Annotated in this window: 15 protein-coding genes; 2 read left to right on the top strand and 13 right to left on the bottom strand. The window is 31.6% G+C overall.

What is annotated here, in order from left to right; genetic code table 11:
• Positions 1 to 27 precede the first annotated feature (27 nt).
• The 4 genes from QM017_RS00720 to QM017_RS00705 form a co-directional block, all read right to left on the bottom strand.
• Positions 28 to 1,182 (bottom strand): transposase, encoded by a 1,155-nt coding sequence (locus tag QM017_RS00720; protein WP_282708522.1) that lies wholly within the window; start codon positions 1,180 to 1,182, stop codon positions 28 to 30.
• Positions 1,157 to 1,792, bottom strand: coding sequence for an IS607 family transposase (locus tag QM017_RS00715; protein WP_282708520.1), 636 nt, complete (start codon positions 1,790 to 1,792; stop codon positions 1,157 to 1,159). The genes QM017_RS00720 and QM017_RS00715 overlap by 26 nt, the downstream gene beginning before the upstream one ends.
• A 94-nt stretch (positions 1,793 to 1,886) precedes the next feature.
• Entirely contained in the window at positions 1,887 to 2,201 is a 315-nt protein-coding gene (locus tag QM017_RS00710; protein ID WP_282708519.1) for a carboxymuconolactone decarboxylase family protein, read from the bottom strand.
• 12 nt (positions 2,202 to 2,213) lie between these two features.
• On the bottom strand, positions 2,214 to 2,603 hold the full coding sequence (locus QM017_RS00705) for a cupin domain-containing protein (protein WP_178197753.1): 390 nt from the start codon (positions 2,601 to 2,603) through the stop codon (positions 2,214 to 2,216).
• Positions 2,604 to 2,707: 104 nt separating this feature from the next.
• On the opposite strand from QM017_RS00705, the gene QM017_RS00700 reads away from it, so the two are divergent.
• Together QM017_RS00700 and QM017_RS00695 are read left to right on the top strand one after the other, a co-directional pair.
• Positions 2,708 to 3,625, top strand: a complete 918-nt coding sequence (locus tag QM017_RS00700; RefSeq protein ID WP_282708518.1) for a LysR family transcriptional regulator — start codon at positions 2,708 to 2,710, stop codon at positions 3,623 to 3,625.
• 388 nt (positions 3,626 to 4,013) lie between these two features.
• Positions 4,014 to 5,051, top strand: a complete 1,038-nt coding sequence (locus tag QM017_RS00695; RefSeq protein WP_282708517.1) for a branched-chain amino acid aminotransferase — start codon at positions 4,014 to 4,016, stop codon at positions 5,049 to 5,051.
• A gap of 58 nt (positions 5,052 to 5,109) precedes the next feature.
• Here the strand turns inward: QM017_RS00695 and QM017_RS00690 are convergent, their stop codons facing one another.
• From QM017_RS00690 to QM017_RS00650, 9 genes are all read right to left on the bottom strand, one after another.
• Entirely contained in the window at positions 5,110 to 5,706 is a 597-nt protein-coding gene (locus QM017_RS00690; RefSeq protein ID WP_282708516.1) for an RDD family protein, read from the bottom strand.
• Between the two features lie 27 nt (positions 5,707 to 5,733).
• Complete coding sequence (locus QM017_RS00685) at positions 5,734 to 6,909, bottom strand: aminotransferase class I/II-fold pyridoxal phosphate-dependent enzyme (RefSeq protein WP_282708515.1); 1,176 nt, start codon at positions 6,907 to 6,909, stop codon at positions 5,734 to 5,736.
• A gap of 17 nt (positions 6,910 to 6,926) precedes the next feature.
• Complete coding sequence (locus QM017_RS00680) at positions 6,927 to 8,006, bottom strand: M24 family metallopeptidase (protein ID WP_282708513.1); 1,080 nt, start codon at positions 8,004 to 8,006, stop codon at positions 6,927 to 6,929.
• Positions 8,007 to 8,069: 63 nt separating this feature from the next.
• Positions 8,070 to 9,383 carry a PTS transporter subunit EIIC gene (locus QM017_RS00675; protein ID WP_282708512.1) on the bottom strand — a complete coding sequence of 438 codons (1,314 nt, stop codon included), beginning with the start codon at positions 9,381 to 9,383 and terminating at the stop codon, positions 8,070 to 8,072.
• A 19-nt stretch (positions 9,384 to 9,402) separates the two neighbouring features.
• Positions 9,403 to 9,738 (bottom strand): PTS sugar transporter subunit IIB, encoded by a 336-nt coding sequence (locus QM017_RS00670; RefSeq protein ID WP_282708511.1) that lies wholly within the window; start codon positions 9,736 to 9,738, stop codon positions 9,403 to 9,405.
• Positions 9,739 to 9,740: 2 nt separating this feature from the next.
• Positions 9,741 to 10,055: a PTS lactose/cellobiose transporter subunit IIA gene (locus QM017_RS00665; protein WP_282708510.1), complete on the bottom strand. Its 315-nt coding sequence runs from the start codon at positions 10,053 to 10,055 to the stop codon at positions 9,741 to 9,743.
• A 2-nt stretch (positions 10,056 to 10,057) separates the two neighbouring features.
• Entirely contained in the window at positions 10,058 to 11,101 is a 1,044-nt protein-coding gene (ypdE, locus tag QM017_RS00660) for an aminopeptidase (protein ID WP_282708509.1), read from the bottom strand.
• Positions 11,094 to 13,010: a PTS sugar transporter subunit IIA gene (locus QM017_RS00655; RefSeq protein ID WP_282708508.1), complete on the bottom strand. Its 1,917-nt coding sequence runs from the start codon at positions 13,008 to 13,010 to the stop codon at positions 11,094 to 11,096. Before QM017_RS00655 ends, ypdE begins: the two co-directional genes overlap by 8 nt.
• A gap of 300 nt (positions 13,011 to 13,310) precedes the next feature.
• Positions 13,311 to 13,985: a PAS domain-containing protein gene (locus QM017_RS00650; RefSeq protein WP_282708506.1), complete on the bottom strand. Its 675-nt coding sequence runs from the start codon at positions 13,983 to 13,985 to the stop codon at positions 13,311 to 13,313.
• Positions 13,986 to 13,996: the final 11 nt, after the last annotated feature.

Raw genomic sequence — 13,996 nt, 5'->3', positions numbered from 1 at the left:
TAAGGGTGTAGCCCACCCCGTTTTTCTTTATATTAAAGCCAAAAGATTATAAACTGCATTTATATCTCTATCCATAACATTGCCACATTCATAACAAATATATTCATTATGTTTTGTATTATGTTTTTGGTTACCAGCTAAACTGATTTTGTCATCACCAGTTTTAACATAACCGCATCTAGAACATCTTTGTGTGCTTGGATAGTATTTATCAGCGATAAGCAAATCTTTACCATACCATTCACACTTGTAGGTTAAAACTTGTCTGAAATAGCTAAATAAAGACCTTTGCAAACCTTTTGAAGCCACATGATTCATTTGCATTTGTTTAACCTGTAAATCTTCAATTGCGATTTTATCGTAATTAGTAACTAGTTTTGTAGTGAACTTTTGAATAAGGTCACGTTGAATATTGGCAACCTTGCGATAATCACGTTGTAACTTGGCTTTCGTTTTAACATAATTATGGCTTTGCATTGCTTGTTTACCATTTACTATACGCTTTTTTGACAAAGATTTTTGATAATATTTGATACGTTGATAAAGGTAATTTAATTGTTTAGGTAAAACATTAATTTGACCGTCAGTGTAATTGAAATGTCCGACATTAATATCAACTGCGGTTTTATTTCCAGTTTTAGCTTTGTTTGCCACTTCGATTTCAAAAGGTAAACTTGCCCAATACTTACCATTTTCACGGTAAATTGAAACGACTTTTAATTTACCAGTTAACGATTTAGCACCACTCGTGCGAATGTCATACCAATTCTTAATTCCGTGTGGTTTATCTAGACGCAATTTACCCTTAATAATCGTAGCACGGTCAGTCTTAAATCCCTGTCTAGGGGCTTTCTTTGACTTAAAGTGTGGTTTACCCCAATCAACTTGTGCCTTATCAAAAAAGTTCTTCCAAGCCTTGTCTAAGTCGCTAATTGCTAGTTGTAAGCAACGAGCGGAAAAACGATATTGCCAATCAGCTTTATTAGCCACTAACTCGTTGCGAACCTTGTATTCATTTGGTCTGAAACGCTTATCATCTAAGATTAGTGCTTCTTCATACATATCGTTCCATAAAGCCAAACCAGCATTCCAGCAATATCTCCGATAATCGCACAACTCATCTAAGATTTTTTGCATAGTTTTATTAGGATAAAGTCTAACTTTTTGAGTTCTTAGCACCATCATTTCCACCACTTTTCAAAGATTTGTCATTTTCTAGTTCGTGCTTATATTTACGTAAACCATATAAACGACAGGAAAATACGTGTATAATACTTACCATATCATCAATCATTTCCTGCATTGGACTGGTTTCAACGTTGTTTAATACCACAATCTTAGTATTGTGCATTTTACATAATCGTTCAAACCACTCATAACCAAAACGAATAAATCTATCTTTATAGGTAATGTAAATCGTATCAATCTGATTATTCATTACTTCTTCTAGTAATTTATTCCACTTTTTGCGATTATAGTTAAGCCCACTACCAATATCGGTAACTGTTTCATCTAAGATGATGCCTTTAGCGTTAACGTATTGCTTAATAAAGTCAATTTGATTTTTTAAATCATCTTTTTGACCATTTGTCGATACTCTAGCATAAGCAACCATTTTACGTTTGTTTAACTCTGATTTACCAATATAGTTTAAATACTGTTCTTCAGTATAATATCTTCGATTTGTGGGAGTCCGATATGCTTTTAACACACCCTTACTGTCCCAAATTTGCAAAGTTCTGACTGTAACTCCTAAACGTTCAGCCATTTCTTTTGGTTTTAACATTGTCATAATAACCACCCACATTTTTATTTCTTTCCATGGTTTATTATAACACATTTTTCTACATTATTCTATATTTTTAGTAACAGTTAACTTTCTCCTATCAATGATAAATTTCTTTGGCTAAATTAAAGGCTGACCACGCTTTAGGCCATCCAACATAAAAAGCTAAATGTGTAATTAACGCACTAATTTCATCTTTTGTTACACCATTTTCCTTGGCCATTTTTAAATGTGGCTCAACTTGAGCAAAGTTACCTCCGCTAATTAAGGCACTCAAAGTTAACATACTGCGTAATTTAGGCGATAGAACCGTTTCATCAGCCCAAACTTCTCCGAATAAAAGATCATCATTATAGTGCGCAAATTGTGGAGCAAAGTCTCCTAATTGTTGGTGTCCTGCTGTTTGTTTTTTCATCTAAAACCCTCCTTAATCTAAAAAGTCGACAGATTCGAGCCATTCGCTAGTCCCTTTAGTAATTGCAACATGTGCAAACCAACTATCTTTAGTTGCACCGTGCCAATGCTTAATTCCTTCAGCAATATAGACAACATCACCTGGCAGTAATTTTTTAGCCGGTGCTCCTTCTTCTTGATACCAACCTTGACCTGCTGTTACCAATAACAATTGATAACCATCATGATGGATATGCCAATTATTACGACATCCTGGTTCAAAGGTTACATTGGCAACTTGCATTCCCTCTTTTGTGAGTGTTGCTAGTTCATTTAAATAACTGTTTTTATTGAAAAATTGAGCATAATCCTGATTTTCATGCCCCATTCCAAAAATATTTTGTTGTTTAAAATTTGTTTCCATTATTTACTCACCTCGCAACTTAATTCTACTTCCCCGATAAAATGATGTAAAATACTTATAACGAATACTAAATTATACATTTTAAGCATGGATAGAGGTAAAAAATGGAAACACGTCTACTTAAATATTTTCTCGTAACCGCACATACCGGTAATATTACTAAAGCTGCTAATTTATTACACATTACCCAACCGACTTTATCACGTCAATTGCAAGATTTGGAAAACCAACTCCAAACAACTCTTTTCGTTCGGCAAAAATCTGGTATTGTCCTAACTCCTGCTGGACTCATTTTTCAAAAAAGGGCTAATGCTATGTTGGCTTTTTTGGAAGAAACCAAAAATGAATTAAGCTCTCTAAAACAACAACCTACTGCCACTTTACGCTTAGGAATTGTTGAATCAAGTATCAGCTACTTAGTAACCGACTTAATTGCACAATTTCAAAAAAGATATCCCTTAGTTAAGTTTTCGTTATACGATGCAGATGGCGATGATTTAAAAGAAAAACTTGATAACAACCAATTAGATTTAATTTTCTTAATCCGACCAATTGAAGCTGAGAAATATCATTTTTTCAGCTTACCAGCTACTGAGCAATGGGGCGTTTACCTTGCAAAAAACGATCCTTTAGCAACTAAAAAACAACTTCAACCCCAAGATTTAAAAAATCATCGGGTTCTCTTACCCCGCCGCAAAATCGTCCAAGATGAACTAGATTTAATTTTAAAAGAAGCTGACTTAAATATCGCTGGCTATATCAATCTCGGCGCTAATGGCATACTATTAGTGAAAAAACATCATTATGCCTTAGTAAGTATCGCCAGTTTACAAGAATTAATCAATCCATCTCAGCTAACTTTTGTCACCTTTGAACCTAAGTTAACGAGCGGACACGTGGTTGCTTGGTCTAAACAAAAAGAACCTAGCCAAATTTTGCAAAGGTTCCTTAAATTTATTAACGATAATATAAAAAATAACGATCAGACTTACACTCAAGGACTTACAAATGCTCATAAATGATACTTCTCTTAGTATCTGATAACATCTGCAAACTCCTTAGTGAGTCTAATCGCTATTTAATAAGGAATAAAACAAGCTCTCGACCTCTTTTCTTCTAGCTTTTTTGGAAAACTAATCACGTAATTCACGAATCAACAGATTGTGAGCCACTATTCCCTACAACTAAAGTGTAATCGTTTTCTAAAACAAAGTCAAGATTTTTAGCCTTTTTCTTACACATGTTTGCCACAGAGAAAATTGCAAACTGCTTAAAATTTTGTTAAAATACAGTGTAAATAAAGTATCATAAATGCTTTGATAATAGTATACCAAATAAGAGTTCTAACTCTTGGAAAGCCCGCTGTTTCTTTTAATAGTGGGCTTTTCTAAAAATAAAGGAGGAATCCAGATGACTCAAACTGTTAATCTTGATTGGAACAATTTAGGCTTTAATTACATGAACTTACCTTACCGCTATCGTGCTTACTTTAAAGATGGTGAATGGCAAAACGCCGGTTTGGTTGAAGATGCTACCATCACAATCAATGAAGGTTCACCTGTCCTTCACTATGGTCAAGAAGCTTTTGAAGGTTTGAAAGCTTATCGTTGCAAAGATGGTAGTGTTAATTTATTTAGACCCGATCAAAATGCAAAACGTCTACAAAAGAGTTGCCAACGCTTGTTAATGCCTGAAGTCCCAACAGAAATGTTCATTGACGCTTTAAAACAAGTTGTTAGTGCTAATAAAGAATACATTCCACCATATGGTACGGGCGCTTCTCTTTACTTACGTCCTTTTATCATCGGGGTAGGTGAAAATATCGGAGTTCATCCAGCTGAAGAATATATTTTCTCGATTTTTGCTATGCCTGTTGGAAATTATTTCAAAGGTGGCTTAACTCCTACTAACTTCTTAGCTTCCGAATATGATCGTGCTGCTCATAAAGGAACCGGTCAAGCTAAAGTTGGCGGAAATTATGCAGCTAGCCTATTCCCTGGCCAGCAAGCTCAACAACAAGGTTTTTCAGATTGTATCTACTTAGATCCAATCGAACATAAAAAAATTGAAGAAGTCGGTTCGGCTAACTTCTTTGCTATCACTAAAGATGGCAAATTCGTTACCCCAGACTCACCATCCATTTTGCCAAGCGTTACAAAGTACTCATTACTTTATCTAGCTGAGCATCACTTCAATATGCCTGTTGAAGAAACTGACATCTATATCGATGAGCTCGATCACTTAGCCGAAGCAGGTGCTTGTGGAACTGCTGCTGTAATTTCGCCAATCGGTGGATTCCAAATTGGCGATAAGTTCCATGTTTTCTATAGCGAAACAGAAGTAGGTCCTGTTACTAAAAAACTTTACGATGAATTAGTTGGGATTCAATTTGGCGATCGCAAGGCCCCTGAAGGCTGGATCGTTAAAGTCGACGAAGCTAAATTGTAAAAAAAAGATGCTTTTCCAATATTTCATGAGAAAAGCATCTTTTTTTAATTATATCTTTCTATTCACATGTACATACACTTGTTTTAGATAAATAGTCATGAAGTGCCTTAGATGATGGTGTGGCTATTACTAACATCATAGAAATCATAGTTATAATCGTTGCAACTATAGAAATATAAGAATCTATATAAAAAGACGTTGCCAATGTCAACATTTCCCAAATATAACGCGTAATTGTTATAGCTACTCCTTCTAACAAAGTTAGTCCAATAAATTGTCGAATTAAAAGGTCTTTTAAAGTTAAAGATGTACCATCGGTTTTCTTTATTTCTAATTTACACCAATGTTTCCCTAATGTTTGACCAGGATAAATCTTATATGGAACGTAGACATAATACCATAATCCAAATAGTACACATAATATACCAGCTATGTACGACCATAAAGTTCCATATCCCTGTGCAGGAAACACATATAAATTACTAAACATTTTAGAACTTTTAGTTACACCGGCATAAATTAATACTGAAGGAATTCCTGCAAAAATCCCCCCTACTGCCCAATCAATAATATACGCTATTAATCTACTTGATACCTTAACATTGCTAGGAGTCTTATCAATCAAAATTGTTAAATAATTCCATAATGCATGCATTTCACACACTTCCTTGCTTATAGTATATTATTTTTGATACAAATAATTCATAGCTTTTTTTACTCTTTTTAACCCTTCCATGACTTTTTTTTGCGGGCATCCAACATTCATCCTTAAATATTTTTGACTGCCATATGTCTCGCCTGGCATTATTCCAACACCACCTACATCAACTAAAGCTTTTTGAATATCATCAGAGGTATATGGAACATCCCTAACATCAATCCATGCCAAATACGTTCCATCCGGCACTCTAAATTTAAAATCTGATAAGTTTTCTTGAATAAAGTCTTCAACTAAATACATATTTCCACGAATATATTCATTTAACTGTTCGACATAATCACTGCAATCGTTATAACTTATCATTGTCGCATACATTCCAAAAATACTAGCTGAATTTAAGAAATCTACTTTCCTAGTTTGATACAAAAATTGTTCATAAATTTTCTCATTAGGAAGCAATGCATAAGAACCTATTAATCCTGGAGTATTAAAAGTTTTACTGGAAGAAGATACTAAATAAATATCTGGGTATTCACTATAAAAATTTAAAATAGGGATATGTTTGTTATTTCCTATTTGAATATCCATATGGATTTCGTCCGAAATAATCTTAACATTATGCTCTCGACAAATACTAATTATTTTTTCCAATTCATCTTTAGTCCAAATTCTTCCGGTTGGATTATGTGGAGAACAAAGTAATAAAATTTCACATTTTTCAGCCTTATTAGCTAAATCTACAAAATTAATCTCAAATTTCCCATTATTATTAATAAGTTCACTTGAAACAAGTTTACGTTTATTTCCTTCAATAACAGTAAAAAATGAATCATACATCGGACTTAAAGTTAAGACTCCTTGATTTTCCTCAGATAATAGTCTAATTAAAACTGAAACAGAATACATAACTGAGGGACTATATACTACCCAATCAGCATTACTTTTTGTATTAAATCTTTTCACTAAATAATCGGTTATTGAATGTTTAAAGTCTGTATGATTCCACCTAGTATAACCATAAATTTGCTTATCTGCTAATTCATGTATCTTTTTAGTTACTGGATAAGGTACTATAAAATCTGTATCAGATATCGAAAAAGGTAATAAATCTTTTTTATGAAATCGATCCTCAATATAATCCCATTGTGTACAATAAGTACCCAATCGATTATTTATTTCATTAAAATTATACTCCATCCTCGCACTTCCTTTGCCTAATCTAAAATAATATAATCTTTAGTTGTTTTATTTAAACTCATTCCTATACCATTTAAAATTACAACATCATCTTCAATTCTAATACCTCCCAAGCCAGGAATATATACCCCAGGTTCACATGACATAGCCATATTATTTTGCAAAATAGTTGTACTTTGTTTATTTAATAAAGGGCCTTCCCCATCTTCGCCAATACCTAATCCATGTCCTAACCCATGATTAAAATACTTTCCATATCCTGCATCAGTGATAATATTTCTTGCAACAGAATCCACATCTTTTGCAAGAACTCCTGTTTTAATAGATTCAATTGATTTTTTTTGAGCTTCTAATACCAAATTATATACTTCTTTAATTTCTGGAGTTGGTTTTTTGATAAAACATACTCTAGTCATATCAGATTGGTAGTTATCATACTGTATTCCAAAATCAATCATTATAGGTTCATGTTCTTTAATGATTTTATTAGTTGGACGTCCATGTGGATATGCTGTTCGTTCACCTGTCGCAACAATTGTATCAAATGACATTTTTTGTGCCCCTGCTGAGATAGAATAATATTGTATCCATGCACTCAACTCATTTTCTGTCATTCCGGGTCTTACCTTAGATAAAACTTTAAGAAAAATTTGATCTGTTAATTCTACTACTTCTTTAAGTTTAGCAATTTCGCTTTCATCTTTTATCATTCGTAAAGATACAATCTCTTGATCTAATAAAGTAACATTTATTCCTGCATCTAATAGAGCCTGATATTCTTTAACAGATATATCTCTAGCTTCTACTCCTAAATTTTGGTATCCTTTTTTTTGAAAAATATTTATCATCATATACACATATTCAATTGCATTAGCATTTTGTTCGTGTAGCAAAATATTTAAATTTGGTTCTTTATCTTTTGCTTCTGCAAGATATCTACCATCTAAAATTAAATATTCATCTTCCCTAGTGATAAAAATTTGACATCCGCTACCTGTCATTGTTGCTAACCATTTTTTCATAGTTTTACTTTTGATCCATATTGCATCTAAGCCTTTTTGCCCTAATAATTCTCTTACTTTTGTAACTTTCTGCATCATAATCACCTTTCAATAATAAAAATAAAGGTAGGCTTACCCAGCCTACCTCCACCAACATTATTAGAAATCCAAATCTAAATCTTTCAATATTTCTTCATCTTCCTTAGAAATTGTATCTTTCTTATCTTCTTTATTTCCATAACGCCCTTCATATATTTTAAAGAATGGGTACCATACAATTATTGACAAAATAAGTTGAATTGCATTTACAACTAGTGAACGCCAATCCATATTTGTTAAATACCCTTCTAAAAATACACCTACGTAAGGTGGTGTGAAAAATGAACAACGCATCAATCCAAAATACATTGCCCAACCACCTATACTTGAAATAATGCCACCTAAGATAACAAATGGAATGAAAAATACTGGATTCAATACAATTGGGGCACCAAAAAGAATTGGTTCATTAATACCAAATAATGCAGGTATCAAAGCTACTCTACCAATTTGTTTAAGCGCTTTATTTTTGGAAAGCAAACACCAGAAGACTAATCCAAAGGTTACACCAGTTCCTGTGAAGTTTCCGAATGCAGAATCTGGTCCAGGACAATAAAAATGTGTCATTGGTAAATGTGCCTTATAATTAGCAATATTATCTGCTAAGAATTGAGTCGAAATTGGACTTGTAATTGGACTCAATACAGATGGATGGATTCCAAAGAAGAATAATAAACATTGCAAAATCTTTAAAAATGTATATGCTAAAGGATTATCCATCGATCCTACCAATGGAGCTAATAGATTTGTGAAAATCAATGGTGGTAATATGTTAAACACATTTTCACAAACTATTCTAATAATTAAAAAGAACCCAATAATAATTACTGAAATTGGAATCATTTCAAATGAACGAGATACAAAATCTGGAACTGAATCTGGCATTTTAATTGTAAAGTTCTTTTTCTTACACCATCTAAATAATTCAACTGCAATAATCGATGCAAACATAGCTGCAAATAACCCTTTAGGTCCAAGAAATGTTGTATCCACTCCTCCATCTTTAGTGTACTGTACTGTCATCATTAAAAATGAAATTAATGCCATACTAACAGAGCCTGGAACATCTTGTTTATAAGAATTTGCTAAATGATATGCAATCACAACAGTAACATAAAGTGACATTAATGCCATACCTACATTGTAGGGAATATAAATTATATCTAAGTTAGCCAAAATCCATTGCGATACAGGATTAGATTTTCCAATCATATTCGGAATTGCTTCAGGTATCAAACAAAAGCTCCCAATAATTAACAACGGAGTCATCGCAACCATTGATTTTTTCACTGCACTGAGATGAACTTGCTTATCCATTTTATTAGCAAGTGGAGTCAAATATTTCGACATAAAAGCTTCAAACTTATCAAACATATAAACAACTCCTCACTTTCTATTTTTTATCCATATCTGCCTTTCTACGCGCAATTAATACTTGCTTTAAAACTGTAGCTCCATCCATTTTTCCATAAGTTTCTTGATCTACAATAACGTATGGAATGTTGTAAGGAGCGATAATTGGTTTAATATAATCAATTTTATGCGCAATTTGTGGACCAATAACTAACGCATCACAGTTTTCGACTTCATTTTGTAAAATATCAACAGGGATAGCAATAAAATCAAAATCATCTTCATTTAATTTAGCACTCTTTTTGACAGTTTCTTTCATACTATCCATCAACATTGTGGTTGAAAAACCACCTGCACAACATAAAACGATTCTCATAGTTATTTCTCCTTTGCTTCAAAAACATTAATTAATTCTTCAATTAAATCTCTAGCTAATTGTGATGTCATATAGTGATCCTGCGCATGAACCACTAATAAATTAACTTCATTATTTTTACCTGATGCAATCTCTTCTTGAATAAGTTTGGTTTGGATTTTATGCGCCTCTAAATCAGCATCTTTAGATTCTTGTAATAATTTACGCGCTTTTTCATAGTCACCCAGCTTGACCATTTTTAAAGCTTCAAATGCTTTAGCTTTACTTTGTCCCGCAGAAGATATCATTACCATCACATTGCGTTCCATTTCATTCATATTTACACCTCCATATAGTTAATAAATTTTTCATAATCACTGCGTCTTAAAGTTCGTGCTAATAAGATTCCTAAAGAAATTAACTGATTTAAATCATTTTTATGTGTTAAAGAACAACTTCCATGACAATAGCGTAACGGAATCCCTAAAACTACAGCTAATCTTCCATCTTCGTCTAAATGCGCACTACCAGCATCTGTTCCACCTCCTTTGAACATATCCTCTTGATAATTAATTCCATTTTTCTTAGCTAATTGTTTAATATAAGACACTAACTTAAGATTAGGAGCCATTGTCTTATCATATTGAACAATCATCGGGCCATAACCTATTCTTCGATGGTTAAAATGACTTCTATCAGTCTCAGGATTATTGGCAACATCAATTGCAAAAATAATATCAGGTTTAATCAAATTGGTTGCTGTTTTAGCACCTCTAATTCCTACTTCTTCACTACTCGTTCCAACTATATAAATATCATTTTCTGTCTTTGACACTTCCTGTAAAATATTAGCAATCACATAACAGCCAGTTCTATCATCAAATGCTTTCCCTAAATAAATATCTTTATTTAATTTACGTGCCTCTGTAGCAAAACAAACCATATTTCCAATTTCAATTCCTAAATCACAAACTTCTTGGTTTGAATCTACACCAATATCCACGTACATTTCTGCAACTTTTCCCTCTGAATTACGAGAAACATTTAAAATTCCTTCTATTTTTTCTCCAGAATTAGTCGTAATTCTCACTATTTGCATCTCTTTGCTTTTATCTAATACACCTCCTACCGCAATCAAATAAATTAGTCCAGTTTCTGATATACTTCTAACTTTGAATCCAACTTCATCTAAATGAGCACAAAACATTAATTTAAGTGGATTTTTAGAGGTTCCTTTTTTATGAAAAATAATACTCCCTAATTTATCAAATAAAATTTCATCACACTTATCCTTTAAATTTTCATACAATATTTTTCTCGTTTCATATTCACAAGAAGCTATACTATCTGTATTACTTAGTTCTATTAATAAATCGTTATTCATAAAGTTCACCCTCAATTTCTTTAAAAATAATTGTTACTTCCTCTAAACTTTTAGCCTCTACCATCCTTTCAACGTATTTGGGCATATTTATTAATTTATACAAGACTTTACTTATTTCTGTATAAAATCTAACATCTCTTCGTCTTAGACAAATCATAAAAATTACCGATACTTTAGACTCACCTAAAGCGTATCCTTGGTTAATAGCTATAGAAATTACACTTTTTTTTGCATTCGTTTCTAATGGATGCGGAATGCAAATTCCATTTTGATATATTGTTGAAGCATAACTTTCTCTTTTTAATAACATATCTGAATAATCACTTTGTCCATATCCATATTTTTCTATCTCCACTGCCATTTCATGAATAATTTGTGTGTAACTTTTATCTATTCTTGAATATATCTTAAAAAATTTTTTATTGAATAAATTACTATATAAGAATTCCTTTGATTCTTTAAGCTCAACTCCAACACTCTTTGATAATTCATTTTGAACTATATTTCTTATGTGATAAAAATCTTTTTCATTTAATAGTTCTTTTATATATATAATTGGACAATCTATCTTCAAATTTAATGGCATTACTGTAAAAATAATATCCGGTGTAAATGCTTGTAATTCATCTTGTTGCAAAAAAGAAAATGTTTTAATGTTTGCTTTTTGAAATATCGATTGCAACTTTAGCTTTAGCATATAGGCACTTCCTAAACCTGATGAGCAAACAATCCCAATATTGTTGTACGTCAGTAGCTTCTCTTGCTGTTCTCGTTCTATGTGTGCTGCAAAATGCATAGCAATAAATCCTAGTTCATCGAAACTACTAGTAACTCCATACTTAGCATTCAACATCTCGCCAAATTTTATGGCTATATTAAAAATCATTGGTTCTTTGATGCTCAACTCATTTGCAACAGGATTTTGATAAGACACCTCTCGATTCAATCTATCCAACAACATTGAAACATGTAATTTCAACATTCTTTTAAAGTCTAAATCTCTATAAAATGATGTCTTGTATTTTTTATCAATATCCAATAAAAAGGCATCAATATCATTTTCAAGCATTTCTTCCCTTATGTTAAAAGGCTGCTTTACTTTTTCATATAGAATCTTCCTTAGATATACTCGATCACTTTCGCAAATTTTAAGTTGATATTTCATTTCTAATAATGCAATTATTTTTGCAGCCAGTTGGTCTATATTTTCACCAACTTCATATTCTTCAACTTCTTTATCAGATGAAAAATTCAAAGTATTAATTAACATTATTATTTTTATCACACTAATAATATTCGAAAATTCAACATAATATACATCTAATCGCTCGCTATTTATAATTTTTGCAATATCATTTTCTATATGCGTAAAATCACTTAATTTGTCTTTCAATAAGTTTTCTAATACAATATCATTTGCATTCAATGCTTTAATCAAATAATTGATAATATTATCTCTATTACCATTTATCTTTAAGCCATAATGACTTTTCTTTTCTAAAAATAAATTATTTTCTTTAGCTAATTTACCTACACCCGTCAATGTATTTTTTATTAAGGTTCTTGAAACTCGAAAATAATCTGCAATTTTTTCCATAGAAACATATGAATTGTTTAACAATATGTATGTCAAAATTAGTTTTTCTCTTTGATTTTCATAATCAAGAAAACTATTCTTATCTAAAAATTTCAGGAAATCATCAAACAATTCCTTATCAATAATTTCTAAAAAATATCCCTCACCTCTTTTAGTATGCATTTGAAAACCATGCTTAGAGGAAACATTTTTTAAATATGCAATATCACTTTGAATCGTTCTTTTAGTGACTTGATATTTTTGAGATAAATAATCAATTGATTTATAGGCATCAGTAGAGTTTAACTCAGTAACTAATAAAAACAATCTCATCTGCAAAACCTCCTCTAATATAATTCAATTATATTTTGTTAACGCTTTCCAAAAAAGATAATTATATTCACAAAAAAGTGAAAAAAAAAACATTATACATAATAAAATTTAACTTAAGATATTAAACATATCACTCATTATAATTAGCAATTTTATATATTTATATACGTTATCCCCTATATACTATCAATATAACTGAATATATAAATAAATGCTATAAATTTAAACAATCTCCATAAAAAATGAGATGCACCTTTTACACATATTTATATGTAAAAAAGTACATCTCATAAGAAAAGGTTATTTTTTTATATCTTTTTTAATTTCTTGAATATATTTATATATACTCACTTCCGACATCTTAAAAGCTTGGGCTAATTTAGTAACGGCATCTTTGAGCTCAAAAAAGCCTTTCGCATACAACCGTTCCACAATCGCTAGTTTATCTTTTTTAGCTACCAAGGTTTCTGGAAACTTATACACCCCTAAAACTTCAAAAATAGCATCTTCAATAACATTATCTGTAGAAAGATACAAGTTTTCTTGAATCTGTTGAGCGATGACCTCATCTTGTTTAGGTTGCATCACACCTTTTAATAACGCTAAGCTTTGAGTTAATGATTTTTCTAACTCTAACAGTTGTGATTGATCGGAATTAATACATAACATCCCAATTAATTGTGCTTGTTCATCTTTGATAAAAAAGCTTGAAGAATTCAAAAGCTTACCATTACTTGCTTTACTTGTGTAATGCGCCAGATAATCGGTCGTTTGATATTGTTTAGTTTGCAAAATACGCAATAAAAAATCGGTTCCAGGTGAACCTATTGTCCGCCCCGAAATACTATTTTTTATATAAACAATTTCTGCGTGATGATCATTTGTAATTTCTTGCAAAACCACTTCCGTCTGCTCGCCTAAAAAATCAGCTAAAAAATCAACTAACGCAACATAACTTTGTAATTTTGGTTGCATATAACACTCCT

The sequence above is a fragment of the Ligilactobacillus sp. Marseille-Q7487 genome, from assembly GCF_949152225.1.
Lineage (GTDB): Bacteria > Bacillota > Bacilli > Lactobacillales > Lactobacillaceae > Ligilactobacillus.
Note: the sequence above shows the minus strand (reverse complement) of the source record. Positions and strands in the feature narration are given on the sequence as shown.

What these genes read in the sequence shown, in the direction of transcription:
- QM017_RS00720 (WP_282708522.1), bottom strand. Translation starts at nt 1,182, where the DNA reads ATGGTGCTAAGAACTCAAAAAGTTAGACTTTATCCTAATAAAACTATG.
- QM017_RS00715 (WP_282708520.1), bottom strand. Translation starts at nt 1,792, where the DNA reads ATGACAATGTTAAAACCAAAAGAAATGGCTGAACGTTTAGGAGTTACA.
- QM017_RS00710 (WP_282708519.1), bottom strand. Translation starts at nt 2,201, where the DNA reads ATGAAAAAACAAACAGCAGGACACCAACAATTAGGAGACTTTGCTCCA.
- QM017_RS00705 (WP_178197753.1), bottom strand. Translation starts at nt 2,603, where the DNA reads ATGGAAACAAATTTTAAACAACAAAATATTTTTGGAATGGGGCATGAA.
- QM017_RS00700 (WP_282708518.1), top strand. Translation starts at nt 2,708, where the DNA reads ATGGAAACACGTCTACTTAAATATTTTCTCGTAACCGCACATACCGGT.
- QM017_RS00695 (WP_282708517.1), top strand. Translation starts at nt 4,014, where the DNA reads ATGACTCAAACTGTTAATCTTGATTGGAACAATTTAGGCTTTAATTAC.
- QM017_RS00690 (WP_282708516.1), bottom strand. Translation starts at nt 5,706, where the DNA reads ATGCATGCATTATGGAATTATTTAACAATTTTGATTGATAAGACTCCT.
- QM017_RS00685 (WP_282708515.1), bottom strand. Translation starts at nt 6,909, where the DNA reads ATGGAGTATAATTTTAATGAAATAAATAATCGATTGGGTACTTATTGT.
- QM017_RS00680 (WP_282708513.1), bottom strand. Translation starts at nt 8,006, where the DNA reads ATGCAGAAAGTTACAAAAGTAAGAGAATTATTAGGGCAAAAAGGCTTA.
- QM017_RS00675 (WP_282708512.1), bottom strand. Translation starts at nt 9,383, where the DNA reads ATGTTTGATAAGTTTGAAGCTTTTATGTCGAAATATTTGACTCCACTT.
- QM017_RS00670 (WP_282708511.1), bottom strand. Translation starts at nt 9,738, where the DNA reads ATGAGAATCGTTTTATGTTGTGCAGGTGGTTTTTCAACCACAATGTTG.
- QM017_RS00665 (WP_282708510.1), bottom strand. Translation starts at nt 10,055, where the DNA reads ATGAATGAAATGGAACGCAATGTGATGGTAATGATATCTTCTGCGGGA.
- ypdE (WP_282708509.1), bottom strand. Translation starts at nt 11,101, where the DNA reads ATGAATAACGATTTATTAATAGAACTAAGTAATACAGATAGTATAGCT.
- QM017_RS00655 (WP_282708508.1), bottom strand. Translation starts at nt 13,010, where the DNA reads ATGAGATTGTTTTTATTAGTTACTGAGTTAAACTCTACTGATGCCTAT.
- QM017_RS00650 (WP_282708506.1), bottom strand. Translation starts at nt 13,985, where the DNA reads ATGCAACCAAAATTACAAAGTTATGTTGCGTTAGTTGATTTTTTAGCT.